Source organism: Mesorhizobium sp. RCAM 05104, assembly GCF_059683645.1.
Genome location: NZ_CM185033.1, coordinates 2435006 through 2460957, shown reverse-complemented (window position 1 = coordinate 2460957; position 25952 = coordinate 2435006). Strand labels below are relative to the sequence as shown.

The window sequence follows — 25952 nt, the reverse complement described above, 5'->3', positions numbered from 1 at the left end:
CGTAATGGCCGCTTACATTGTGCGCAGGTTGATCTCGGCCATCGCCGTCATGGCGATGGTCGGGATCTTCGTCTTCCTGCTTGTCAGGCTGGCGCCCGGCGACCCGGCTGACATGATCGCCGGCAAGTCGGCCACGGCGGAGATGATCGCCGGCATCCGCGAGAAGCTGGGACTGAACGATCCTATGCCGGTTCAGTTCATGCATTGGGTGCGGGACATGCTCGGCGGCGATTTCGGCACCTCGATCTTTGCCGGAAGACCGGTTCTCGAGCTCATCTCGCAGCGGCTTGAACCGACCATTTCCATTTCGATCCTGACGATGATCCTCTCGGTGACGATTGGGGTCTCCTTCGGCGTCCTCGCCGCGTGGCGATCTGGCGGTCTTGTTGATCGCATCATGACGGCATTCGCGACCATTGGTTTTTCTGTCCCGGTGTTTGTGGTCGGCTATTTTCTCATCTACTTCTTCGCTATCAGTCTGCGGTGGCTGCCGGTCCAGGGATACGTGCCGATCGACAACGGCCTCGGGTCTTGGTTTGTGCACCTGATCCTGCCGACCGTGACTTTGAGCATTCCCTACATTGCTTTCATCGCCCGGATCGCGCGGGCGAGCGTGCTCGAAGTTCTGTCGGAAGATTATATGCGAACAGCCGCTGCCAAGGGCGCCTCGTCCTATGCCATGCTTTTCCACCACGCACTGAAAAATGCGAGTGTGCCGATCCTCACCGTGATCGGTTTAAGTTTCGCTGGTCTGATCGGCGGCGTCGTTATCACGGAAACGGTGTTCAACGTACCCGGTATCGGTCGTTTGGTGGTCGATGCGATCAACAACCGCGACTATCCCATCATTCAAGGCGTCCTCATCCTCGTTTCGGGCCTGTACGTCCTAATCAATCTCGCGGTCGATCTTTCCTACACCCTGGTCGACCCCCGCATCCGGTACTGATATGACAATATTGTCCGCACCAGTTGAATACGTCCCGACGGGCCGCCTGCGAATATCCGATCTTCCCCGTCTGGCAAGGCGGCATCCGCTGGTCGTGATAGGCGGCGGCCTCTTGGCACTGTTGATCGTTCTAGCACTCGCGGCGCCGCTTTACGCCGGCGATCCACTGAACATGGATCCATTCAAACGTCTTCAGCCGCCCTCAGCCGAGATGTGGTTCGGGACCGATAATTTGGGCCGTGACGTCTTTGCACGAACGGTGTTCGGCGCCCGGATCTCACTTTTGGTGGGATTGACGGCGGCGGCCGGCGCGGTTCTGGGTGGCGTTCTTATCGGCGTCATCGCCGGCTATATCCGCAGCTTCGATAACGTTGTCATGCGGGTCATGGACGGCCTCATGTCGATCCCGACGATTCTGCTGGCCATTGCCCTTATTTCCCTAACGGGCCCTGGGATTGGCATCCTCATCGTTGCCATCACGATCCCCCAGATGCCAAGCATCACGCGGCTTGTCCGTTCGGTGGTTCTGAGTGTTCGGGAGCGCCCTTACGTAGAGGCCGCCGTCTGTGGAGGCGCACGCCTGCCGAGGGTGCTTTGGCGACACATCCTCCCGAGCACGATTGCGCCCCTCATGGTCCAGAGCGCCATAGTCTGCGCAGATGCGATTCTGACAGAGGCCGGGCTGAGCTTCCTGGGCGTTGGCGTGCCACCCGAGATTGCGAGTTGGGGAAACATGATCTCGAGTTCTCGCCTGTATCTTGCTATCGCTCCAATGACGATCTTCGCCCCTGGTATCGGGCTTGCCGTCACGGTCCTTGCCGTCAATCTGCTCGGGGACGGCTTGCGCGACATGTTCGACCCCCGCGCCAAGCGGAGGCGCTAACATGCAGATGCACCAAACCGCAGGGAACGATTTGCTTCTCGATGTCCGAAATCTGGAAACGCACTTTTACGGCGAAGAGAGCGTCACCCGCGCCCTGGGCGGCATCAGCTTCCAGGTGAAGAAAGGCGAAACGCTCGGCGTCGTCGGCGAATCGGGGTGCGGAAAAAGCGTCACCGCCCTCTCCATCCTTCGCCTGCTGCCGAAGCTGACCGCCAGGACTGTCGGCGGCGAGATCCACTTTCACGGACGCGACCTACTTGAGCTGTCCGATCGGGAAATGCGACAGATCCGCGGCGACCAGATTGCCATGATCTTCCAGGAGCCGATGACGAGTCTGAACCCCGTCTATACGGTCGGCCGCCAGATCGCCGAGGCGGTGCAGATCCACACAAAAGCGTCCCGATCGGTGGCCATGGCCAAGGCCGAAGAGATGCTCCGTCTCGTCCGCATCGCGGATCCCGAGCTTCGCGTCAACAACTATCCCCACGAAATGTCCGGCGGGATGCGCCAGCGTGCCATGATCGCTATGGCACTCGCCTGCTCACCGGAACTATTGATCGCCGACGAGCCGACGACCGCGCTCGACGTCACCATCCAGGCGCAGATCCTGCGGCTCATCGTCGATCTGAAAGAGCGCACGGGAACGGCCGTGATGTTCATCACGCATGACCTGGGCGTTGTAGCCGAGACATGCCAACGCGTCATTGTCATGTATGCCGGCCGGATCGTTGAACAAGCGAGCGCGATAGATCTATTTGCGTGTCCCGCGCATCCCTACACTCAGGGCCTCATGCGATCGGTGCCTGACCGGCGGCGCGGCCGACAGCGACGCCTTCCAGAAATTCCCGGCATTGTCCCAAGTCTTCGCGAGCCCATAGTCGGGTGCAGCTTTGCTCCTCGCTGCCCGTTCGCAATCGATATTTGCCGCGAGAAGACGCCCGCCCTGCGTGATGTCGGGTTGAGCCATGCCGCAGCTTGCTGGCGCGCCGAAGAGGTGATGGGCGCATGAATGGTCCTCTGCTGAAAGTCGCGAATCTGACCAAGCATTATCCGCTTGGCTCGGGAATCTTCAAGAAGACAGTCCCAGTGATCCGGGCGGTGGAGGATGTATCCTTTTCCGTCGAGGCGGGCGAGACGCTCTGCATCGTCGGCGAATCCGGCTGCGGCAAGTCGACTGTCGCGCGGCTCTTGATGCGACTCGTGGAGCCGACGGGCGGGCGCGTGCTGATCGACGGAACCGATATTGCGGGCCTCAAAAAGGACGCGCTTCACGCGTGGCGCCGTCGGATGCAGATGGTCTTTCAGGATCCTTACTCGTCGCTAAATCCCCGCCTTACCGCCGGACAGATCATCACCGAACCCGTCGAGAATTTTGAGCGTCTCAGCCGGAAGCAACGCAACGCGCTTGCTGCGGACCTTCTCCAGAAGGTCGGAATGTCGCCCGAGATGATGCACCGGCTCCCGTCCGAGTTGTCGGGCGGCCAGCGGCAGCGGCTCGGCATCGCTCGGGCGCTGGCCCTCCAGCCCTCGCTCATCATCGCCGACGAAGCGGTGTCAGCCCTTGACGTATCCGTACAGGCACAGATCTTGAATCTGCTTCTGGATCTCCAGCAACAGATGGGCATCGCCTTCGTCTTCATCTCACATGACCTTGGCGTCGTGGAGCATATCGGCCATCGCGTTGCGGTCATGTATCTGGGGCGGATCGTGGAACTCGCTCAATGCGAAGCGCTCTTCGCCAAGCCGGTCCACCCCTATACCGAGGCGCTCATCGCAGCAGCGCCAGTGCCGGATCCCACGCGAGTTCGGTTGGCAGCGCCGGTGGAGGGCGAAGTGCCAAGCCCCATCAATCCGCCGAGCGGGTGCGCGTTCCACCCGCGCTGTCCACTCGCTGTCGAGCGTTGCCGCATCGAAGTGCCGCCTTTGGTGCCGATGGCAGATGGGCGCGTCGTGGCCTGTCATGTCCGCGCTCCGGCGACAGAGATCCCGGTCCAGCTGGCCGAAGCGGGCGATCATTCGCTTATGGATGTGGCTCAGCCTCATGACCCGATCCTAATGAATCGGAAAATCCAAGTATAGCGACAGTCAAATTCGCACTGGCGAACAGTAGGAGATCATATGGAGAGAGATTCGTACGAGAACAGTCGCAATCCAATCCATCAGGATGGTGGCTTTGATACGGTCGGCTCAATTGCCACAAACGTTGAAGACGGCTTCACAATGGCAGCAGTTGGCGACCTACTCTATGCGCGACCAGTGACCAAGGGGCGACATCCTGGGTTCGGTGAGCTCGTCAAGATCCTTCATGAAGCCGATGTCACTTTCGGCAACCTGGAAACCAACATCTTGGATGTTTGGTCCAAAGGATGCCCACAGGCGGAGTATGGCGGTGCATATTGCATCAGCGCCCCGGAGCTTGGACCTGACTTGAAAGCGATGGGCTTCAATATGCTTAGTCGCGCGAACAACCATACACTAGACTGGGGCCTTGAAGGTATGCGCGAGACGAGCCGTATACTCCACGAGAACGGCATCGTCCATGCAGGTGCAGGGGAGAATCTTTCTCAGGCCGGCGCGGCTCGCTTCATGGAGACTTCTCGTGGCTGTGCGGCGTTGATATCATTTGCAACCACGTTCTCGCGTATGTCTCGTGCATGCGATCCTGCTGGTGAGGCACCCGGGAGACCAGGCCTGAATGCCCTTCGACTGACGAATAGTATCGTGGTTCCACCAGAGATGCTTGAGGATTTGAAACGGGTACGTGAAGCGTTACCGGGCGACCGGCCTGCAGAACAGCGGCCAGATCAGGTCGTGCTTGGCGGAGTGAGGTACAAGCCGGGAAACAAAGCCGGTTACAGCTTTGAAGCTGATCCGCGTGACGTCGATAACATTCTCCGACATGTTCGTCAGGGCAAACAGTTCTCCGATTTCTGCATCGTTACGAATCACGGGCACGAGCCCGGGGAATGGAGCCTGGACCCGCCGGACTATGAACAACCGTTTGCGCGCCGCGTTATCGATGCCGGAGCGGACGCATATATCGTGCACGGGCCGCATGTATTGCGCGGTATCGAAATCTACAAAGGAAGGCCAATCTTTTACAGCCTAGGAAATTTCTTCTGCCAGGACCTTCGGACCCCGGTCGGCGCTGACATGTTCGATGAATACGACAAGGATCCAAGAGTTCACACGGACGCCGAGGTAACGATCGACGAGGTGGCAAAGGGGTATCCGACAGCAGAAGGACTTGTTGGCTCTCAATCCGGCCCTTCCTTTTATGAAAGCATCGTGACCGTAAGCCGCTTTGAGCGCAACCAGCTTGCGGAATTGCGGCTGTATCCGATCGAACTTGGTCGTTCGAAAAGATTTGCCAACCGAGGCGTGCCGCGTCTCGCTCAGGGACAGCAAGCAAGAGCTATTCTGGAGCGGCTGCGGAAGCTCTCGGAACCATTCGGGACCGGTATCGAGATCGAGAACGATATTGGACTGATCCGACTGCAGCCAATCCCGACCCAGCGGGGCATGTAACAATTGCGCCGCGAGGTATGGCAGTCAGCTCGCTGAACTCCGCGCAGGACGGCACTAGCCAAGCCCGTCTGGCAGCGAGACGTGGGCTCTGCCCACCAACGGCACTCGAAGCCTGGTACTTGGGATGACATGACGTCAACAGGTGATGCACCGTAACTGCTGTTCCATCGCTTTGTAATCCGGACCCATCCCGTGAACTACGCATCATCACTGGCGAGATTGAACATGAGGCAAACACCTTCAGCAAGGTGCCCACCATGCTCGAGCATTTCCGGACTCTGGCATTGCTGCTGGGCGACGAGATCCCTCTGGCGCGGCGGGGCACACACACCGCGCTGGGCGCGGCGTTCGAGGCGGCGGAGAAATTCGGCTCTCTCATCCGCTCGTAGCTAGCGCCACCCTGGGGCACGGTGACGGAGGAAACTTTTGAGCAGCTCTGTGCCTGGTTCCTTGCAGGCGCAAAAGGGCTGCAATGGCGAGCTCATCAACCTGCACGGTGCGATGCTCGCTGAGGGCTGCGAGGACGCAAAAGGCGAGATCCTCGCCGGTTGCGCGCCATACACGGGACCTGCGCGCCGATCGTCGTCACGCTCGACCTGCACGCCAACGTCACTCAGAAGATGGCGACGAACGCCTCGGCGCTGATCGCCGTGCGCACCTATGGCAAGCGGCCGAACTACTCGACCGCGCCCTACGCGGCGAGATCCGTCCCCGCACTGTCATCGCCACGCGCAGGTCCCAAGTGGGTCTCACAAACTGACCACTTCATTTCACACTGCGGTGTTCTTGCAATCCACATTTCAGCAGCCGACGCAGTTTGGCGCAAATCTCTCTCCGTCATGCATCATTCTGTATTGGACGAAGAATTCTAATTCTCGATTGAACGAAGTGATGAATTGACGTTCGATAGTCATCCCGCGCTCAAAAAGGGATTCAATTCATCCCGCTGTCCTTTTTCAACGCAGAGCGCGGCTGGAAAAGGGTATCGAAACGGCTCATCGGAATGTGTCTAAAAAGGGCTAATGCAACATGAGAAGCGTTGAAGCTTTCGGCGGGGATCTGCAGCGCGAGGCGACCGAGTGGCGCCGCTATCTCCATGAAAATCCAGAGCTCGATTTTCGGGAACACAACACAGCGAGGTTCGTGGCCGAGAAATTGGCATCGTTCGGCATCAATCACATCGAAACGGGGATAGCCGAGACCGGCATCGTCGCATTGATCCAAGGCGAAGGCGGAGACGGGCCGACGATCGGGCTGAGAGCCGACATGGATGCCCTGCCCATCGATGAGGCGTCAGACAAACCCTGGTCGTCGAAAAATCCAGGCATAATGCATGCATGCGGCCATGACGGTCATACAGCCATGTTGCTGGGCGCCGCGAAATACCTGGCGTCTACGCGCAAGTTCAAGGGCTCTGTTGCTTTGATTTTTCAGCCTGCAGAAGAGCCAGAATTCCCGTCGGGCGGGTATAAGATGGTCCAGGAAGGAATTATGGACCGTTTCGGCATCTCCCAAGTCTTCGGCATGCATAGTTGGCCGGGCTTGGACGTCGGCAAATTCGCCATCTGCCATGGCCCAATCATGGGTTCGCAGGACGACTTCGACATTATCGTGAAGGGCAGGGGCGGCCACGCTTGCGCGCCGCATCGAACCATCGATCCCGTCGTCATTGCAGCACAGATCATCATGGGTCTGCAAACCTTGGTCTCGCGCCAGACCGATCCTAGGGAGTCGCTGGTGATCTCCGTCACCAAGTTGAGCGCGGCACAGGCCTACAACGTTATTCCCGATCGCGTTGAAATCGCCGGAACCGTCAGGACCCTCGCATCCGGCCTGCGAGACTTCGCCGAACGAGAGATTTTGGCATCCGCTCAGGGTATCGCGCGCGGGTTCGGCGCAGATATCGAGTTCAGGTACCTTCGATCCGTTCCGACTACTGTCAACCACACGGAGGAAACCAATTTAGCGATCAAGGCGGCACGCAGCCTCGTCGGGCATGCATCGGTGGACGAGAAGATCAAACCAAGCATTGGGGCAGAGGATTTCGCCTACATGCTTGAGGCGCGGCCGGGCGCTTACATTTTCCTTGGCAATGGACCGACGGCTCAGTGTCATAACCCGGCATATGACTTTGACGACGAAGCCCTGACTTATGGCATCGGCTATTGGGTCAACCTGGTGCAGACGGTGTTGCCTATTTGAGTTGGAGCTCGACCCATTTGTTGGTCGAGCTCCCGACGTGTTTGCGCGAAGTATTCAGGAGAAAAGTTATGACCGCTCGCGAATCGTGCTTGCATGACAACCATCCCTTACGCCCTACGCGCCGAGGACCGAGGTTGGCCATGATTTTCGAGGACGAGTCCGTTTGTTTATAGCCCCACATCAGGCAGTTTCGACGCTGCTGCCTGCGACGTCGCTGGCGCCGTCCAGTATGTAGCCGGCATGAATGGTCGCCATCAACAAGGACAAGGAGGCGCGGATTTTCCACCTCGCCGACGGCGGTCTGCCACGTCTTGCAGATCCTGCCAGAGCGGCAAAACGCGATTTAGAACTGATGCGCAAAGATACCGACTTACGCGACCCCCCAAGGCGTACCGGCCCGGCAGAGAGCTTAGTCTCCTGCCGGGCATTCAATTTGCTGAGTGTCTGCGCACATTAGTCGCTGTCCGATCCTTCAGCTGAATTGCGGCAGCTTCGGGCTGTAGAAGAATGTGACAATGAAACATGAGCAAGAGTCAGACTGAATGAGCAATGTCGCGGGTGACGGCGCGGAATCAGTTTCGCCAGCGACGTTTGCGCCGCTCAGGAACCCGACCTTTCGCTCCATCTGGCTCGCCACGCAGGTCTCCAGTCTCGGCTGGTTGATGCAGATCTGTTGCCATTAGCTGGCTGATGGCCACAATCTCGACCTCCGATCTTATGGTTGCGCTGGTACCGGCGTCAGCGAACCTGCCCGCGTTCATTTTGTCTGTCTTCGCCGGGGCCATCGCCGATAACTTCAGCCGTCGCAGGGTCATGTTCGCCGGGCGGTGCCTAATGGCGATAGCATCTGCGATGTTGACCGCGTCTGTGGCGCTGGACTTTGCCGACCCGTGGATGATCCTCGGCTTCAGCTTTTTAATTGCATGCGGCGGTGCTCTCAACGATCCCGCCTGGCAAGCCTCGGTTGGCGACATCGTGGACCGACGCGACGTTCCCGCTGCCGTTACCCTGCTCTCGGTCGGCTTCAACACTGTACGGACCGTGGGCCCGGCACTCGGCGGCATCGTGGTTGCCTCGTTTGGCCTTCTGACAGCCTTCGCCGTAACCATGCTCAGCTATCTGGTCCCCCTAGCCACCATATGGCGCTGCAAGTGGAAGGTTCGCTCCTCACCGCTCCCGCGTGAGTCGATGAGGACGGCGATCTATGACGGGCTGCGCTTCACGGCGATGTCATCGGAAATCAAGGCGGCGATCGCGCGGGGAACCCTCTTTGGCCTGGCCAGCATCGCCATACTCGCGCTGCTGCCGCTGGTTGTCCGCGATCAGTTGGGAGGAGGGCCTCTCGCCTATGGCACCCTCATGGCCGGGTTCGGGACAGGCGCTGTCTTCGCCGGTATCTCCAATACCCTATTCAGACGGAGCTTGTCTCAAGAACGGCTGATGACGCTCGCCTGCGTCGCCTGCGCGGCATGCTCCCTCTCCCGTGCGCTGACCTCTTCGATTGCCGTGGCGGCGATTGCGCTCGCCTTGGGCGGCGCGGGTTGGGTCACCGCCTGGTCCGGGGTTGGCGTGAGCGTACAGTTGGCAAGCCCACGATGGGTCGTGGGGCGCACGATCTCGATCTACTATGCTTTAGTAGATGGCGGCATAGCGGCCGGCAGTTGGGTATGGGGTACGGTGGCCCAGAACCATTCCCTGGTCTGGGCGCTGCAGGGTTCCGCGGGAGCTCTGTTGCTGGTCGCTGCAGCCGGAGCCGTGTTTCCTCTTCGCGAGCGCCGCGAATCCGAGCCCGATCCTTTGGATGAATTCGACGCCCCGGCAGTGGACCTCAATCTGAAGCCGAGAAGCGGTCCCATCGCTGTCAAGGTCGAGTATTTGGTACGCGAAGAAAATGTCGAGGCTTTCCTGGACGTCATGCGCGAGCGCCGGCACGTACAGAGTCGCGTCGGTGCGCGGCACTGGACGCTCCAGCGCAACCTGCAGAAGCCTGTGGAATGGACAGAGACCTTCCGCACGCCGACCTGGACCGACTACCTTCGCCTAAACCATCGTCTCACGGAAGCAGACAAGGAACTGGACAAACGCGTCTTCCAATTGCACGCGGGAGAGCTTCCGCCTTAGTAACGCTATTGATCGAGCGACCAACAAGCCCCGCTAGAAAAGCCGATCAAACGTCCCCCATTTTCTCCAACCGTTGACGGAGTTGCGACCTGGATTCGGTTCGCTTGCTCGCTGACAAGGTCGTGCTCAGTCCCAACAGAACCAGGGGCATTCTTTTACACCCCAGAACTGACGCCAAGTATCGAGGAAACGTGGCGGCCTCACGCGGGCTACCTTCGTCGGTCATCGGATAATCTGATGGCGCTGTCGGTCGAATTGAGAAACTGACCCCTGACGAACTGACCCCCTCGATTATGAGAGGAGGCATGGATGACGACTGGGATTTCGGCGACTTCTGCATTGTCGAGAACGTTGCAGGGAGAGGAGATGCTTCAGCCTGAAGAGGTGGCAGCGATGCTGCGGCTGCATGAGCTTGGCTGGGGAGCGAAGCGATTGGCGAAGGAATTCGGGTGCGCGCGCAACACGGTGCGTCGGTATCTGCGCGAGGGCGGGACTGTTCCGTTTCGCAAGCCTGTGCGGCGGACGGCGTTTGACGGGCTGGACGATTGGCTGCGGGAGCGCTTCTTTCGCCATGGCGGCAACGCCGATGTGGTGCGCCAGGAACTGGCGAGCGAACATGGGATCGTCATAGGGCTTCGTTCGGTGGAGCTTCGGGTGCAGGGTTGGCGTCGGGAGTTGAGGGCGCAGAAACGCGCGACGGTTCGGTTTGAGACGGCGCCGGGACATCAGATGCAGATCGACTTTGGCGACACGCGGGCGTGGATCGGCGGCGAGCGTGTTCGGGTGCACCTGTTTGTGGCAACGCTGGGTTACTCGCGTCGGCTGCATATCCGTCCCTCGCTTCGGGAGCGCCAGGCGGACTGGTTCGAGGGGATGGAAGGAGCCTTCCTTCGCTTCGGCGGGGTTCCAACGGAAGTACTGTTCGACAACCCGAAGGCGCTGGTCGAACACCACGATGCGACGACGCGGGAGGTGCGGTTTAACGTGCGACTGCACGCCTTTGCCCGCTACTGGGGATTTACGCCGCGGGCTTGTTCGCCCTATCGGGCGGGCACGAAGGGGAAGGACGAACGCGGCTCGGCTACGATGTTTCCCAATGATATAGATTCGCACATCGCCCGCTTAAAAAAGATAAATCCGGTGGCCTTCAAAGCCATTGATCCCCGAATAGCTAGATGTGAGTTTTAAATAGGTTGTCCGTCCGATCCGAGGCGAGGTTGTCACAGCTTCAGTGATTCCCGGAGGAGCGGACGAACGTTCATAAGAATGCCACGGCACGGTCGAGAACGAATTGTAAGGCAGGTCAGGACGGCGCACTCTCGCCGCGTATGCCCGCTCCTTCGGGCGCGCGACACATTCTACAATCCTTGGCATACCGGTCCTTGCCCGCATGTCGTGTTGCCTCACCTAATTTTGTTACCGAGTGCCTCATCAAGAATGTTACCCGCTCGCCAGGCGTGCGGAATCTGAAGCGACATACGGCGCTAGGCTGCTGACTTCGCCGATGAGCCGCTGCACGGCTTGTTGTCGCCACGCCCTTACTCGCTTCTGCAACGTGTGAAGCTGGTGCAAGCTGTATCGTCCGGGATAACGGACCTGGAACTCGACGAGAAGTTCAAGTGCGGTCTGATCCGGACGCTCTTCAAGGCATCGTGCCATCTCTTCCCAATGGTCCTTAAAGATGTCGGGACGTCGGCCGCGCGGTTTGTCGTTGAGCCGACGATAAGTCTTTGGCCCAACGACAACACCGCGGGCGCGAGCCGCTTGGCGCCAGAGATTGACCCGTCGAACGAGTGTTTTGTACTGCTTGCGGGTAAATCGACCTGGAAACTGGACGCACAGCTCCTCGAAGAGCTGCGTGGCGTTGATGTTGGGGAATTCCTCCAATCGGCGACAAACGATCGGCCACACCATGCGGAGCGCCTGGACGCGGGCTTGGCCAGGCTCGGCGTAGACCAGCTTCGGCTTCTCCTGCATCTTCGCGGCTGTCACGGGAGGAGTGGGTGGGATCACCGGTTTGAGCGTCGGCGAGGGACTCGCAATAAGGGTTTGTGTCGAGACCTTTTGTAGACTTCGCAGGTAACGCGGTTTGGCCTTGTCGATACCGGATCAATACTCCCCAGAAGTGCCGTTTGAATCTTCCTCAGTCTAGTGTTGCCGCCGGTCCTCCGGGGCGCGCCCCGGAGGACCGGCGGCGCGTCATCACCGATACTGCTCTCGATGGTCGAGAGGGGAATGGCGGTGATCAAACTCGGGGAGATAGTCATGATCTTGGATATGCACCGGCAGGGGCTGTCGGTGTCAGCGATCGCCAGGCAGACCGGCGTCGATCGAAAGACAATCCGCAAATACATCGAGCGTGGCCTTGAGGCGCCTGCCTATGGACCAAGAAAGCCGCGGGCGACGGTGATTGATCCCTTCACCACCTATCTGCGTGAACGGGTTGCTGCCTATCCCGGCCTTAGCGGTCGGCGGCTCTTGCGAGAACTGAAGGATCGTGGGTACGCCGGTGGCTACACTACCGTCACGGACTTCCTCAGAGACGTTCGTCCGACCTCAGAAGCCGGCTTTGAAGTTCGGTTTGAAACAGCTCCCGGCGAACAGGCACAGGTGGATTTCGCCCAATTCCATGTCGTCTTCACCGACGAGCCGGCAACCCCCAGGATCGTCTGGCTGTTTTCTATGGTGCTGGGCTATAGCCGTCTCATCTGGGCGCGCTTTGCCATGCATCAGGATCTGCCGACGGTGTTGCGATGCCACGCGGCGGCGTTCGATGCGATCGGCGGCGTCCCGCGCGAGATCCTTTACGACCGGATGAAGACAGCGGTCATCGGCGAAGGCGAAACGGGCGGCATTGTTTATAACCGTGCTCTGCTCGATCTCGCCCGCCATTTCGGCTTTCATCCAAAGGCCTGCAAACCATATCGCGCCAAGACGAAGGGAAAGGTCGAGCGACCATTTCGCTATATTCGTGAAGACTTCTTCCTGGCGCGCTCGTTTCGTAACCTTGATGATCTTAACACCCAACTGCGGCAATGGCTGGATGCCGTTGCCAATCCGCGCGTGCACACCACAACGCAGCGCGTCGTCGTCGAGGCCTTCGCGGAAGAGCGCCTTCATCTGCGTCCCTTGCCGCTGGCTCCGTTCCGATCGGTTCTGCGGCTTGAGCGAAGGATATCCCGAGAGGGCATGGTGAGTGTCGGTGGAAACGCATACAGCGTGCCCGACGCCACCAGAAGGCGGCTCGTCGAGGTTCACACCTTGGCCAATGAGGTTCGAATCTTCGAAGACGGCGCGCTGATTGCTGTCCATCCGGTGTTGGAAGGTCGCCATCAGCGCCGCGTCGAACCAGGACACAGAACCCTTCGCTCACCGCCGCGATCGCGATCGCGCGTCAACAATGACGAGATCATTCTTCATGGATCCGGAGACCGGGTCACGCAGCGGCCGCTCGCCTTCTATGACGCCGTCGCCAGAGCCATGGCGCAGGAGAACCGCCCATGAACGCCGCTCTCGATGCCGTGCCGTCGATGATCGACCGCATTCGCCATGACCTTGTCGGCTTGAAGATGCCACGTGCCCTTGAAGCGCTCGACCATATTGTCCGCCGCCTGGAGCATGGCGAGCTGTCGGCACTCGAAGCGATCGACATTCTCCTTTCCGAAGAGCTGACCCTGCGCGAGAACAGTCGCATAAAGACGGCGCTGCGGATGGGTCGGCTGGCAACCATCAAAACGCTCGCCGGCTTCGATTTCACTTTCCAGCCCTCCCTCGATCGCGATCGGATCTTCACGCTCGCGCAACTGGGTTTCGTCGAAAGGCACGAGGCCGTCCATTTCCTCGGGCCGCCGGGAACCGGCAAAAGCCATCTCGCCGTGGCGCTCGGCGTCGAGGCTGTCAAAGCCGGCAAGAGCGTCTACTTCTGTACGCTTGCCGATCTCATCGCAGCGCTGTCCAGGGCCGAGCGCGAGGGACGGCTGCAAGAACGCATCCGCTTCTTCTGCAGGCCAGGTCTGCTGATCGTCGATGAGATCGGTTATCTCCCGGTCATCGCCGGCGGCGGCAACCTGTTCTTCCAGCTCGTCAACGCCCGCTACGAGAAAGGGGCAATGATCCTGACGTCCAATCGCGGCTTTGCAGAGTGGGGCGATGTTTTTGGAGACGCCGTGGTCGCCACCGCGCTTCTCGACAGGCTTTTGCATCATGCCGTCGTCGTTCAGATCGAAGGATCAAGCTACAGGCTGCGCCAACATGCCGAATTGATGCCTGAACACGTCCGTTCGAAAGCCCTGATTACTCCACCGTCCTTCGCCCCACCATCACGGCCGCGAGGGCGGCCGCCGAAAAATACCCAATTCTCCATGCCGTCCGAGACGGCATAATTGGGGAATTTTACTTCGGCACTTTTGAGGAAAGTTCACCCGGTATTGACAGGCCTCAATGGAGAAGGTCGGACGGATCTCGCCCGCATGCCAGGCGCTCGATAGGCTGGCTACGAACGCGGCCAGGTTGGGCGGTTCCGATGTCGCCGGTGGCGGTGTTTCGCCGTCAGCCAGCGCCGCCAGATAAGCCTGGACAGCTCGCATCTCCTCCAGCAGCTTCAGCGGATCGAGGTCGCCGGCGATCTCGCGCAGCTTGCTCTTGGCGGCCATCGGGATAGCCTCCGCCTGCAGGAGACGCTCGCAGGGAGTCTGCGGTGGATGATAGCGCTTAGCTACCTTCGCACCGTCACGCTGTTTGGCAGCCAGCTTGAACGAGGGCTGGAAGAAGTTCACGAACAGCCGGGATGCCGCGTAGAGGCGCGTGATCGCTCTGGCCGCCGCCAAGCCCTCGAAGCGCCGATACCCCAGGAGCTTCCGTACTACGGCGCCATTTTTCTGCTCTATCCACGCTTGGTCGTTCTTACGGTAAGGCCGCGAGCGAGTGAGTTCGATGCCGTGACCAAGGCAATATTCGATCAGCCTGTTGTTGACGAACTCGCTGCCATTATCCACATCCAGCGCTCTCAGGGCAAAGGGCAAGCCCGTGCGGATCCGATCGAGTGTCTCGACCACGAGGGTACCTTCTCGGACCACGATGGGCGCGGCCTCCGTCCATCCGCTCGCGATGTCGGTCAGAACCAGGCTGTGAACGTAGCTACCGCGGTTGACTTCCCCGCAATGAGCGACCAGGTCCATCTCCATGCTGCCGGGCAGCGGCTCGTTCCAGTCGGCAAAGGTGCGCATTTTGATGCGCCGCCGGGGCTCTGGCATAACCCTTGGCGGCTTTTTCGTACGCATGGTGCGCCTTGGCATCTGGAGCAAGCGGTCGATCGTCGCGGCGCTCATCGACAGGACCTTGTGGTGTATCTCCTCCTCGAGCTTCAAATGCCCATTGCGTTCCAGCGCCGGCAATAGAATGGGCAGCAGTGCCTTGAGGCGCTTGCCGCAGACTCGATCTGAAGCTTCCCACAGCACAATCAAGGCGGCCCGAGCGGCCTCATCATAGAGCGACGGGCGTTGGCGGGTCTGACGGTGCTTCGGCTCCGGGCGGCTGTTCAGGACACGGATTGCGGACTTTTCGTGATACCCCGTCGCCGCAATGAACTCCTCCAAGATCCGGCGCTTGTCCTTGGTCGTCGCGGCCGCATAGCGATCCCTGACCGCATTGGCCAGTTCCATACGCATGGCATGTGTCATCTTCGTCTTCATGTTGCCTCCCTGGTGGTGAAGGCACCATGGCGACATGCGCCTTCACGGGTAATATTTTAGGTGAGGCAACGAACCCGCGCGGTAACATTTTCCTTGAGGCAACGCGACACCCGCAAGCCCGGTGCGCTGCGCAATGGCGCGCCGTTCCGGGACTGGACTCTGGCATCCGCAATGGAGCGGGTGCGGCGGAGATTGAAGGCGGCGCATGACGGCGATCAGCAGATGGTGGCGATCCGGGCCGCGGTGCTGACCGACGGCATCGTTGCCATGGAGGTCGTCTGCCAGGGAGTGCTCAACCAGAACGTCTGCTCCTCCGCCGTCATCATCACATTCTCGCGCGGCGGCGCGACCGCGCGACCCCACGCCTGCCATCACCATCCTCACCCCAGACGCTCTTCGCCTGCAGCATGCCGCAGGCCGACTGCGCCGCTACGACAGCCTCAGGCGGGCAAGCTGATGGAACGCACGCAGGTTCTGGATCTGAGGGGGACGTTGAAGCTCTATGGCATGCGAGGAGCATACGACGAGGTCATGGCGACCGGCATCAAGCGCCGGAATGAGCCACCGAGGATCGTCGGCGACCCTCGCTCGGTGCGAAACGACAATCGACGAGATGTTCTTCAAGCGACACGCAGCGCATTATTCGAACCACCGAGCCGCGATTAGAAGCCCGTATTAGTGCGGAGCTTCCTCGCATCCCGGTGGAGGAGTTGCGGAGTGCCCGGCCACAATGTGGCTCGAGAGCTACTCAGGGACTTTAGGTGGGAATGCTGACCTTTGGTGGTTGCAGTTGGCATCGGCGGGCTTTTTTGAACTGTAGAAAGCGATCCCCATCTCCCTGAACGCCCACTTACTTCTGCGCGACGACCACGAGGCGCGGACCACAGGATGTGAACTCTCCGCCCTCCTGCCCATAGGCTTCAACAGTCCCGAACCCCGCGCTCCGCAACATGCGAACATATTCGGAAAACCCATAGTATCTGACAGAAAAACGCGTTCGTCTAACGCATCCATCGTGGACTACGATCCTTTCGGAGTTTCCACGATCGGTTAGCGCATCGTAGCTTAGTATATTGATTTTTATATCGTCGTTACGCTGCCAAACATCGTAGGTAGGCGACTCGTCGCGTTGCAAAGCGAAGCGATTGGTCTGATCGATTAGCAGACGCCCGCCCTTTTGAAGTGAAGAAGCGGCTTCATGAAGCACTCTCTCATTATCCGCTTCATCGAAATAGCCAAATGTCGTGTACCACAAAAAAGCCGCGTCAAACCGATCTTGCCAGGGTAGTGAGCGCATATCGCCAAGCACATACTCAACTTCTACGCGGCGTTCAGCCGCATCCGCTTTGGCTTTTTCTAGCAAAATCGGCGAGATATCCAGTCCGGTTACCCGCGCTCCTCTTTCCGCCAATCGATTGGCAATCCGCCCATAACCGCATCCGATTTCAAGGACTGATCTGCCTTGTTTAAGTGAAAGAAGGTCCCAAATTGCTCTTGCGTCCCTGTCACTTTTTTCCGGCGGATTGACCAAATCGCTCAGAAGCAAGTGATCTTCGCTGAAATATGATTCAATCTCGGGCAGGGAATTGGAATTACTCATATCGGTGTTCATGCGCTTTTCCATGTTCGCTCCTTAATTGTTCTGATTGTTGCGATCCATTGTTGCACAGATCAGAGCGGTTTTTAGGCGAAATATTTGTGAATATTTGTTAGCCGTTGTACAAATGTTTGGTAACGTTCTGTTGAGCGAACCGTTCATATTGGTGTCCACTTGGCTTTATAATCTGGCCGTTTGGGATGCCCGGCGGGATCTCGCGTTGGACGCGCGCTCGTAGAGCAACGCGCAGCTGGTTATGCGAAGGCAACTACACCGCCGCATTTCCGCATGCGGAAAGGCCAGACCCACTCGTCTGCCTGATGGCCTATACGACGCCGATCGCGAAGCTCGAGATGATGATCATGCGCGGCCAGGCCGTGCGCCGCGTTCTGGAGCAGGCGACGCACAGAGCCGAACTTGGGCCCATCTTGCCGTACGGATATGGCTACAGCCGGTCCTGCGAACTCTTTCGCAGCTTCGAACAATGGCTTTCTCCGACGATGCGCCAAGAACGCGCCGCGGGCGACAATGTCTTCGTGGACTAGCGGCGTGATGTGCTTGAGACTGCAAGAACGCCGATTGACAATCGTCACCAGTCAGTTGCCCTGGATCGCTGGTACGAGATCATTGCAAACCCAACTCTGGCCAATGCCTGGACCCCCTCGTTCACAACGCCTGTCGCATCGATCTCACCGGGGAAAGCATGCGAAAACAGCGCTCGCCAAGAGCGTCTGAAACAGCGCAAGCTTGACCGGAACGAAACCCAAACATTAACCAGACCCAGGATTAGTCCGAAAAATAGCCGGCTTCAAATCGGAACACCGGCCGGAATGAAATCGGAATGACTGGCCGGCTTCAAATCGGAATCGATGGCCCGGCTTTGTCAGAATACGCAGTCCGTCCCGCAGATGCAAGCTCCGGATAACGCTCAGTAATCCATGTGTATCATTCCAAATCCCTCCAAACAGACAGCAGGGGTGGGTTCAACCATGGATCACTTCACACTGGAAAACTGCCCTGTCCCAGGTCACTTCGGGAATCAACATCAAATGACGTCGGAATCACGAACACGTGCGGCACCTATGTCGAAGGTGGTTGGCGCTTCAAACAGGAGAACTGGCGCCTACACTGTTACGCGGATGTTGGATCGGACGATCATTCACCCATCTTGCTCCGCTCGGAATTCCGAATCCATGCATCGCTCCCTGCCGAAGCATTTCCATGAGAAATCCAGCGGCTGGAGGAATCGGTGTCTGTGGATCGTGGACAAGATAGATCTCGCGTTCGACTACAGGACTCACCAACCTTTTCTGGGTTAATTCACAAAACTGCATCATGGGCAGGACAAGGCTAGGCACCGCTGATATGCCTAGCTCGGCGGATACGAGGCCCGCAACCGTGCCGACGTCCCGAGCCTCTGTGATGGTCCCGAGTTGGATTTCACCAATTTGCAAAGCGCGATCCACACAGGTGCGAATGCTGCTCAAGGGAGCGAACGCGACGAAGTCTTCGCCAGCCAAGTCGTTCCAGGACACCGTTTCCATGCCCGCAAATCTGTGAGATTTCGAGCAGATGCACATCAGACTATCCGCCGCGATCTGCTCGTAGATCAGCCGTCCTTTCGCCCTTGGGAAGGAAGTGATTCCAAAATCGACGTGTCCGTCGGACACGTAACGAACAACCTCGTCCGCGAAACCATCCCTTACCGCCATTCTGACGTTGGGCCTGGCTTTCCGGAATTCGGAAATGATCGTTGGCAGCATAATGGACGCAACCGACGAAAGTGCAGCTAGGCTCACGATTCCGTCTAGCCCTCTATGGTAAAGCTGGAACCGTGACAGCGCGCTGTCGAATTCCTCGAGAACACGGCGCGCATTCATCAATAGCTGTTCGCCGGATGCTGTAAGGACGACCTTCCTTGTAGTGCGCTCGAAAAGGCGGGTATCCAGTTCCTCCTCAATCTCGAAGATCGTTCGGCTTAAAGCCGATTGAGCGATATTCAGGGAGCGGGCCGCAGCGGTGTATCCACCGCGCTCCGCGATCGCAACAAGCGCCCGCAAATGCCTGAGAGTGATAGTATTATTGCTCATTCGCGATTAATCTATGCCAAAAAACTGTTGGACGCGCAATAGTTTTTGGACGAAGCAGTGAGCAACATTTCCGGGGACTGATCCATGAACGAAGTCGTTACGAAGCAAGAAAACCAAGCGTTTCACATTATCTTTAATCGCCCCGAACGGATGAATGCGGTCAACGAAGCGCTATATCAACAGACGTTGGATGCCCTGAATTATGCAGACAATGACCCTAATGTCCGATGCGTGATCCTGTCCGGAAACGGCCGGGCTTTCTGCGCCGGTGCTGATCTGAAGGCCCACAAATCCGGCGAACGGACGCGCGATGAGCGCGAGGCCTATATTATGCTCGGGCAGAGCGTGTGCGAGCGGATTCAGACGATGAAGACGCCCGTAATTGCCCAGGTGCACGGCTATGCTCTAGGCGGCGGAGCGGAAATCGCGACCTCTGCTGATTTTCTTGTCATATCCGAGGACGCCCAACTCGGATTTCCCGAAGTTGCCATTGGAACCTATGTGGGGGGAGGTGTGACGCTCCGACTTCCCAGGCTCATCGGCTTAACGAATGCCGCGCGTCTCTTGCTGCTGGGCGACAGGATAACCGGCGCGAAATGCCTGGAGATTGGCTTGGCAACCGGGGCTCCGCCAGCGCATCAGATGAAGGAGCACACGGCCGCGTTGGTGGAGCGGATTGTCAGGAACGCACCGTTGCCAATGGCTCGTCTCAAGGCGGCGATCAATTTCCCACAAAGCCCCAACAGCCTTTTTCGGACCGAGGCCCAAGACGTGCTAGCAATCATGGAGACCAGGGATTGGGCAGAAGGCGTCACGGCCTTCGCGGAACGCCGCTCGCCTCGTTTCGAAGGAAGATAGACCATGGGGCGTCACGACGAGGCAATAGCCTTGAGCCGCATTCCGTCGCGGTCATTGGTGCACCCACGAATTCCGCCAAGCGCGGATATGAGATCAGCAGGCCTCATATTGCGAGTTGATCGAGGAGCTTTGCCTGCGCAAAAACACTCGTTCGCTTGCAATCTACAGTGAGGGTTTGCTTGACGGCCGGAGGTTCCTCGACGCGGCGGCACGAGTGGGCAGATCTGCCCGATTGTGATGCTGCGCGACGGACGATCCATCGAGGGCCGGAAGGCGGCGCTTTCCCAGTGCCACCAGGTTTGGGTGGCCACGCTTTGCCAACATGGCAATCGCTCAACAGGAGAATTGAATGAGCCTCTCGCGTCAGGAAACGTCAAATTCGATTTTTGACTTTGATCTTGATGGTGCTGCTACAAACCCCAATAAGGTCGGCCCGCTGGAATCCACTTACGTAACTATGCGCGATGGCGTAAGGATTGCCTTGGATGTCGTCCGTCCAATGGGTGACGACACCGACACCAAGCGCGACACCATTCTGGTGATGACGCGCTACTGGCGCGGCACAAAGGGAGAGTTGTCCAACAAGTGGGCTGACCTGCTTGTACCAAATGGGTTTGCGGTTGTCGTCGGAGATTCTCGCGGCACCGGTGCATCTTTCGGCGAGTGGCCCTATCACCGTGCGCGCGCCGAAACGCTGGATTTCAGCGAAGTACTCGACTGGATCGTCGCCCAGCCCTGGTCTACGGGTCAGGTGGTCGGCTACGGCCTGTCCTACACCGCCAACACGGCGGACTGGATGGCGGAGCGAAATCATCCGGCGCTGAAGGGCATCATACCGCGGTTTGCGGATTACGATTCTTACGAAGATTGCTATTTTCCTGGCGGAGTTCCCAACCTCTTCGTCGTGCAAACCTGGTCAGATCGCGTCAAGCAGCTCGACCGCAATGCGGCAGTTCTCGCCAACGGCCAGCGCTCGCCGGGGGTTCGTCCCGTAGGAGCCGATGGCGAGGCGGACCTTGCCGCGGCACTGCGTGATCACGAGCGCGTGGTGCCCATATCCCAGGGATTCCAGCAGGTGACGTTCAAGGATGATCGTCCGAGCACCTGGGGAGGAGACTCAATGCTCGAGTGGAGTACCCAGGAGGTAGCGGATCGGATCTCTCGCTCAGGTACCCCAACACAGAACTTGGCGGGCTGGTTTGACGGTGGAACGGCGCAAGGCGCCATTCGTCGCTTTCTGGGACAGTCAAATCCGATGAACGTGATCATCGGTCCTTGGAACCATGGTGGCGACTATGCCTATGATCCCCTCCGCGACCCCGGTGAGACGATCGTTCCAACTTTCGCGACCCAGCACGCAAATGACATCCGCTTTGCAGACTTGTGCTTCAACGGCCAGGCTGCCCACGAGCATGGGAAAGTCCTCCACTACTACACGCTTGGAGAGGGTGCGTGGAAATCGACCCGCTCATGGCCGCCCGTGGCCACCCGCCGACGGTGGTACATGGCAAGCGGCTCCCGCCTGAGCTCATCGCCCGGAGAGGCGGGCTTCGACCCGCTCCAGGTCGATCCTGCCTTGGGTGACGTCGACACGAACCGGTGGGGAACCCAGATTGGTGCCGGACTGAAGGTGGATTATGGAGATCGGCGCCAGTTCGACGCCGCTCGCCTCGCCTACACCGGCGAGCAGTTGACCGGTGACCTCGAGATCACTGGACATCCCGTCGTCCACTTGAATGTTACCTCGACCCGTGAGGATGGTGCCTTTCTGGTGTATCTCGAAGCCGTACGGCCTGACGGGGTTTCCCTTTACCTTACGGAAGGGCAGCTGCGCGCTGTGCACCGGAAGGTGTGGACCGATTCACCGTTCCGTGCGCTTGGACCGCAGCACAGCTATCTTAAACGCGACGCCGAACCGCTCATTCCGGGCGAGGCTGCCATCCTGACCTTCACGCTGCATCCGATTTCCGCCCGCCTACCGGCGGGTCACAGCTTGAGAGTGGTTCTGGCCGGCAGCGAAAAGACCACCTTTCCCAGCGTGCCTTCCGATGGAAAGCTGCCGCTTCTCAAGTTCTATCATGGTCCGGCAGGCTGTTACATTGACCTCCCCATTATCGAGCCCTGAAGTCCATCGTTAATGATCAATCTGTCGAGGCAATGCCAAGAGTTGTAGGGCGCCGAGTCTGCCAACCATTAAAAGACCTTCGAAGCCGCGAGTTCCGACCGCCTTTGTCGGTCGGCAGCGTAAGGCACGCAACCGACGAAAGTGCGTAAGCGTCCGGGCTGAGGCGTCTTTCGGTGCGGCGACGATCACACGAAGATAGTGTCCACTTGTCGGGATAGTGGACACTTGCTGATGTTGGTTGATGAGAGAGAAGCTCCGCCGGCTCGGAAGATTATCCGACAGGCGTGGAGCAAGGAAGAGAAGTGCCGGATCGTGGCGGAGACGCTGGTGCCGGGCGCATCGGTTTCCGAGATAGCCCGGCGGCACAACATGAACGCCAACATGCTGTTCAACTGGCGACGCGAGGCCCGACAGGGTCGCTTACCTGCTGTCGCACCCAAGCTGGAAGAGGCCGACAGATCCGCTGCCGTGGAGTTCATCCCGATCGGCGTGCTCGGTCGTGACGAGAACACGGGCGAGGCAGCAATGCGCGTTCCGGTCGCGGTGTCGCCGGCGAAGGCGAACGCGGGATCACGACGCGAACTGGCCCCGATGCCGAAGCTGGAGGAGCGCACCGGTGTGATCGAGATCGATCTGCCGGATGGCGCTCGGGTCCGCACGGACGCCTTCGTCAACGAGCGGGCGCTGCGCCGGGTATTGATGGCGTTGAAGAGCGTCTCGTGATCCCGAACGTCGCGCCAGGCACGAAGGTCTATCTCGCCTGCCGTCCGGTCGACATGCGCAAGGGATTCGATGGCCTGGCTGCCGTGGTCGCCACCGTGCTGAAGAAGGATCCCTATTGCGGACACATGTTCCTGTTCCGCGGCAAGCAAGGCGGCTACCTCAAGGTACTCTACTATGACGGTTCCGGCCTTTGCTTGTTCGCCAAGCGGCTGGAGCGGGGGAAGTTCGTCTGGCCGTCGATCGTCGACGCCGCCTTAATGCTGACGCCGGCACAGCTGGCGCTTCTGATCGAAGGGATCGACTGGCGGCGGACGGTAGTGCCAGAGCCGCCGAGAGTGCCTCAACTCGTTTGATAGAGCACTGATTCTGTTCATTTATTCTGGATCGAAAGCCTCGTCTCTGCTATCCTGAATCATGTCACTGGCCACCGCCGATCTTCCTTCCGATCCCGACGCCTTGCGAGCGTTCGCCCTAGCCTGTCAGGCCGAGCTCGCGGCGGCAATGACGGCCGTTCAGTTGGGCCGATTGGAGATCGAGAAGCTGAAGGTGCAGCTCGCGCGGCTGCGTTGCATGCAGTTCGGCCGCTCCTCCGAACGCCTCGACCGGGCAATCGAGCAGCTCGAACTGAAGCTTGAGGACTTGGAGGCCGGCGAGGCGCAAAGCGAAGCAGCCGCCGAGGCGACCAACATTCCACCCACCCGACCAGACCGGGTGCAGCCGAAGCGCCGGCCTTTGCCGGGCCATTTGCCACGCGAAGAGATCGTCCACCATCCCGATGGCAGCGAAGCCTGCCTCTGCTGGGCCTGTGGATCCCACATGACCCGGCTTGGCGACGATGTGACCGAGGTGCTCGACTATGTGCCCGGCCACATCGCGGCTGAGAAGATCCATGGCGACGACACGCCTGTTCCGGTGCTGGACCGGGCAACGGACGCACCAAGACCGGCCGGGCCTGGGTCTATGTCCGCGACGATCGTCCTTTCCAGGGCACGGCACCGCCGGCTGCAGCCTTCTTCTACAGCCCCGACCGCAAGGCGGAACGGCCACGCGAGCATCTCAAGACCTTCACCGGCTTCCTGCAGGCCGATGCCTATGCCGGCTTTGAGGAACTCTACGGCCCACAGCGCACGAACCCGGGCCAGATCACAGAGGTGGCTTGCTGGGCGCATTGCCGGCGCAAGATATTCGACGCGTGGGAAGCGACCGCATCACCGGTCGCAAAGGAAGCGCTCGACCGGATCGCCCAGCTCTACGCGGTCGAGGCCGCGGCAAGAGGCAAACCTATGCATGATCGCTTGGCGATCCGCGTCGCCGCAAAGCCGCTGCTCGCTGATCTGTTCACTTGGATGGAGGCAACGGCTCGCAAGCTCTCGGCACGGCGCTGGCGGAAGCGTTCCGCTACACAATCAAGCGTCGCGTTGCCCTGTCGCGCTTCCTCGGCGATGGCCGACTGGAGGCCGACAACAACATCGCCGAGAATGCGCTCCGCGGCATCGCGCTCGGCCGCAAGAACTACCTCTTCGCCGGTTCCGACGCCGGCGGCGAACGGGCCGCGGCAATCTACACATTGATCGGCGCGGCGAGGCTCAACGGCGTCAATCCGGAAGCCTGGCTCACCGACGTGCTTGCCCGCACTGCCGACGGACACCCGATCAACCGGATCGAAGAGCTTCTGCCGTGGCGTTGGTCACAGGGATTGGCAATGACCGCAATTTAGTGGCCTTTTCGACGCGGTCACCAAAAAATTGAAGGTTTGTCCGAACCTTTCGTAAAGTCGCGAGCTGTAACTTCGGCCTGGAACCCGAGTGGAGCGGATATGAGCCTTCTAATCTCGATTGTTTTTTCTATTCTGGCGTCAATAGGGCTCGCGTTTGGGAAGGCGATTTCGATCTACAGGCTCATTCGGGACCAACGTTATTCGTGGACCAAATTCATAGCAATTTCGCTCGCATGGCTCGGAGCAACGATACCCAGTACGTACTCGGAATGCGGACAATTGGGATGCAGCTGGGGCCTGCGCTTCCGATGGATTTCAGATATTTTCCAACCCATGTTCGTGACCGATATTTCGTCAAGTTCGACGTTGTTGACGTTGGCGCTGCTTGCTTACCTCACACTGTGCATTTATTTCTTCGGCCACATCATCGGCTGGGTTTTCTATGCTCTGAGTAACATTCGAAAAGTAGTTCGCTAACTGGATTTCGTAGCCTTCGTCGCTTGGGCGGAATCCTGAGCGACCCTTCGTTTGAGGTCATGGCTACCGCCGACGCGTTGCTGGCGGAGACGCCTCAGGCCGGACGCTTACGAAAGTGCAGCTGTGGTAATGAGCCCTTTCTAGCCCTTAATGGCAAAGGCTCGAACCGCGACAATGCGCCGTCGATTGACATCCGCGGAGGCTTAGCGGTCGGCGCGTGTCGCGTGCCCGAGCCAGGCTTGGATCGTCAAAAGGTCCTACAGGCAGGGGTGACCGGCGCGCCATAACTCTGAGCTTCATCGAACTGCGTCAGAGCCCCTTTCGCACGAAAAACTGAGGTCCCGATTTGTGACCATTAACATATGGGCCTTCTGCTCAGAGCTCAATAATGGACACGAACCGGTGAGGAACCCAGATCCCCAGTCAGGGCATGCCGACGGCCGCGAGCCAATAGATCGACTTCGTGTAGATCATGGACGCATCGTTACTGCGATGGTGCAGGATATCGGCAATCTGCTTCAGAGGTACACCCGCCCCTAGCACTCGACTGGCAACGCCGTGCCGCCTATGTCGGTGGAACATAGGCGGCACTCCCTCGTCATGAAGCTTCTCCAGTCCGGCGCGGAGGTCAAGCTTTCCACGCCCGTACATCTGTTGCTTGACCACCTTGAGCCTGGTGACCCGACCGTCGGTTTGTCATCGGACAACCGGTCGGTGATCGCCGCACGCTCGGCAGTGCTGTCGCGGATGACAGCGAAAGATGCGACGCGGCTTTTTGTGTGCTGAGATCCACGGCTCGAGATCATCGGCGGCGTTCTTGCGGATCATGGAAAGGAAAATGTCAATCAATCTGCGCGCTTCCACCAGCATGGGACGCCCGCTTCGATGCTCCTGTCTCGAGCATCTGAAGAAGCTCGGATGCGGGATACATCGGGGATACGGTGCCGACATCGTTCGGCCGGGCCGGTTCGTACTGATTAATGACCAGTTCGGTA

Annotated in this window: 20 protein-coding genes and 4 pseudogenes; 20 read left to right on the top strand and 4 right to left on the bottom strand. The window is 59.1% G+C overall.

The window, feature by feature from the left end:
- Window positions 1-4 precede the first annotated feature (4 nt).
- The 10 genes and pseudogenes from AC56QP_RS12205 to istA (AC56QP_RS12160) all read left to right on the top strand — a co-directional run.
- Entirely contained in the window at window positions 5-946 is a 942-nt protein-coding gene (locus AC56QP_RS12205; protein WP_489859530.1) for an ABC transporter permease, read from the top strand.
- Between the two features lies 1 nt (window position 947).
- Window positions 948-1829, top strand: coding sequence for an ABC transporter permease (locus AC56QP_RS12200; RefSeq protein ID WP_489859531.1), 882 nt, complete (start codon window positions 948-950; stop codon window positions 1827-1829).
- A gap of 1 nt (window position 1830) precedes the next feature.
- Window positions 1831-2838: an ABC transporter ATP-binding protein gene (locus tag AC56QP_RS12195; protein WP_489859532.1), complete on the top strand. Its 1008-nt coding sequence runs from the start codon at window positions 1831-1833 to the stop codon at window positions 2836-2838.
- Window positions 2835-3908, top strand: coding sequence for an ABC transporter ATP-binding protein (locus AC56QP_RS12190; RefSeq protein ID WP_489859533.1), 1074 nt, complete (start codon window positions 2835-2837; stop codon window positions 3906-3908). Before AC56QP_RS12195 ends, AC56QP_RS12190 begins: the two co-directional genes overlap by 4 nt.
- Before the next feature lie 39 nt (window positions 3909-3947).
- On the top strand, window positions 3948-5357 hold the full coding sequence (locus tag AC56QP_RS12185) for a CapA family protein (RefSeq protein WP_489859534.1): 1410 nt from the start codon (window positions 3948-3950) through the stop codon (window positions 5355-5357).
- Between the two features lie 257 nt (window positions 5358-5614).
- Entirely contained in the window at window positions 5615-5746 is a 132-nt protein-coding gene (locus tag AC56QP_RS12180; RefSeq protein ID WP_489859535.1) for a hypothetical protein, read from the top strand.
- Window positions 5747-5905: 159 nt separating this feature from the next.
- On the top strand, window positions 5906-6229 hold the full coding sequence (locus AC56QP_RS12175) for a M81 family metallopeptidase (protein WP_497109047.1): 324 nt from the start codon (window positions 5906-5908) through the stop codon (window positions 6227-6229).
- Window positions 6230-6386: 157 nt separating this feature from the next.
- Entirely contained in the window at window positions 6387-7559 is a 1173-nt protein-coding gene (locus tag AC56QP_RS12170; protein ID WP_489859537.1) for a M20 aminoacylase family protein, read from the top strand.
- A gap of 542 nt (window positions 7560-8101) precedes the next feature.
- Window positions 8102-9757 (top strand): annotated as a pseudogene (locus tag AC56QP_RS12165) (MFS transporter).
- A 232-nt stretch (window positions 9758-9989) separates the two neighbouring features.
- A pseudogene (gene istA / locus AC56QP_RS12160) lies at window positions 9990-10784 on the top strand (IS21 family transposase); the annotation flags it as partial.
- Window positions 10785-11120: 336 nt separating this feature from the next.
- On the opposite strand, the gene AC56QP_RS12155 reads toward istA (AC56QP_RS12160), so the two are convergent.
- Window positions 11121-11657, bottom strand: a complete 537-nt coding sequence (locus AC56QP_RS12155; protein WP_497100548.1) for a hypothetical protein — start codon at window positions 11655-11657, stop codon at window positions 11121-11123.
- A 264-nt stretch (window positions 11658-11921) separates the two neighbouring features.
- Here AC56QP_RS12155 and istA (AC56QP_RS12150) point away from each other — a divergent pair, with 264 nt between their 5' ends.
- Together istA (AC56QP_RS12150) and istB are read left to right on the top strand one after the other, a co-directional pair.
- A complete protein-coding gene (gene istA / locus AC56QP_RS12150) occupies window positions 11922-13184 on the top strand; it encodes an IS21 family transposase (RefSeq protein ID WP_497101055.1) in 1263 nt (420 codons plus the stop codon).
- Window positions 13181-14062, top strand: coding sequence for an IS21-like element helper ATPase IstB (istB, locus tag AC56QP_RS12145; protein ID WP_489859566.1), 882 nt, complete (start codon window positions 13181-13183; stop codon window positions 14060-14062). Before istA (AC56QP_RS12150) ends, istB begins: the two co-directional genes overlap by 4 nt.
- On the opposite strand, the gene AC56QP_RS12140 is transcribed toward istB, so the two are convergent.
- On the bottom strand, window positions 14000-15370 hold the full coding sequence (locus tag AC56QP_RS12140) for a DDE-type integrase/transposase/recombinase (RefSeq protein WP_497100549.1): 1371 nt from the start codon (window positions 15368-15370) through the stop codon (window positions 14000-14002). The genes istB and AC56QP_RS12140 overlap by 63 nt on opposite strands.
- Window positions 15371-15826: 456 nt before the next feature.
- On the opposite strand from AC56QP_RS12140, the pseudogene AC56QP_RS12135 reads away from it, so the two are divergent.
- Window positions 15827-15952: pseudogene (locus AC56QP_RS12135) on the top strand (IS21-like element helper ATPase IstB); the annotation flags it as partial.
- Between the two features lie 268 nt (window positions 15953-16220).
- On the opposite strand, the gene AC56QP_RS12130 reads toward AC56QP_RS12135, so the two are convergent.
- Window positions 16221-16994, bottom strand: a complete 774-nt coding sequence (locus AC56QP_RS12130) for a class I SAM-dependent methyltransferase (RefSeq protein ID WP_489859539.1) — start codon at window positions 16992-16994, stop codon at window positions 16221-16223.
- A gap of 293 nt (window positions 16995-17287) precedes the next feature.
- Here AC56QP_RS12130 and AC56QP_RS12125 point away from each other — a divergent pair, with 293 nt between their 5' ends.
- A complete protein-coding gene (locus tag AC56QP_RS12125; RefSeq protein ID WP_489859540.1) occupies window positions 17288-17512 on the top strand; it encodes a hypothetical protein in 225 nt (74 codons plus the stop codon).
- Window positions 17513-18070: 558 nt separating this feature from the next.
- On the opposite strand, the gene AC56QP_RS12120 is transcribed toward AC56QP_RS12125, so the two are convergent.
- A complete protein-coding gene (locus AC56QP_RS12120) occupies window positions 18071-19057 on the bottom strand; it encodes a LysR family transcriptional regulator (RefSeq protein ID WP_489859541.1) in 987 nt (328 codons plus the stop codon).
- An 84-nt stretch (window positions 19058-19141) separates the two neighbouring features.
- On the opposite strand from AC56QP_RS12120, the gene AC56QP_RS12115 reads away from it, so the two are divergent.
- From AC56QP_RS12115 to AC56QP_RS12090, 6 genes and pseudogenes are all read left to right on the top strand, one after another.
- Window positions 19142-19915, top strand: coding sequence for an enoyl-CoA hydratase/isomerase family protein (locus tag AC56QP_RS12115; protein ID WP_489859542.1), 774 nt, complete (start codon window positions 19142-19144; stop codon window positions 19913-19915).
- 349 nt (window positions 19916-20264) lie between these two features.
- Window positions 20265-22040, top strand: coding sequence for a CocE/NonD family hydrolase (locus tag AC56QP_RS12110; protein WP_489859543.1), 1776 nt, complete (start codon window positions 20265-20267; stop codon window positions 22038-22040).
- A gap of 231 nt (window positions 22041-22271) precedes the next feature.
- Window positions 22272-22763 (top strand): IS66-like element accessory protein TnpA, encoded by a 492-nt coding sequence (gene tnpA, locus AC56QP_RS12105; RefSeq protein ID WP_489859544.1) that lies wholly within the window; start codon window positions 22272-22274, stop codon window positions 22761-22763.
- Window positions 22760-23116 carry an IS66 family insertion sequence element accessory protein TnpB gene (tnpB, locus tag AC56QP_RS12100; protein WP_489859545.1) on the top strand — a complete coding sequence of 119 codons (357 nt, stop codon included), beginning with the start codon at window positions 22760-22762 and terminating at the stop codon, window positions 23114-23116. Before tnpA ends, tnpB begins: the two co-directional genes overlap by 4 nt.
- A gap of 61 nt (window positions 23117-23177) precedes the next feature.
- Window positions 23178-24480, top strand: a pseudogene (gene tnpC / locus AC56QP_RS12095) (IS66 family transposase).
- Between the two features lie 1077 nt (window positions 24481-25557).
- The gene (locus AC56QP_RS12090) at window positions 25558-25743 is read left to right on the top strand and encodes a hypothetical protein (protein WP_489859546.1); all 186 of its coding nucleotides are present in this window, start codon (window positions 25558-25560) and stop codon (window positions 25741-25743) included.
- The last annotated feature ends 209 nt before the right edge of the window (window positions 25744-25952 follow it).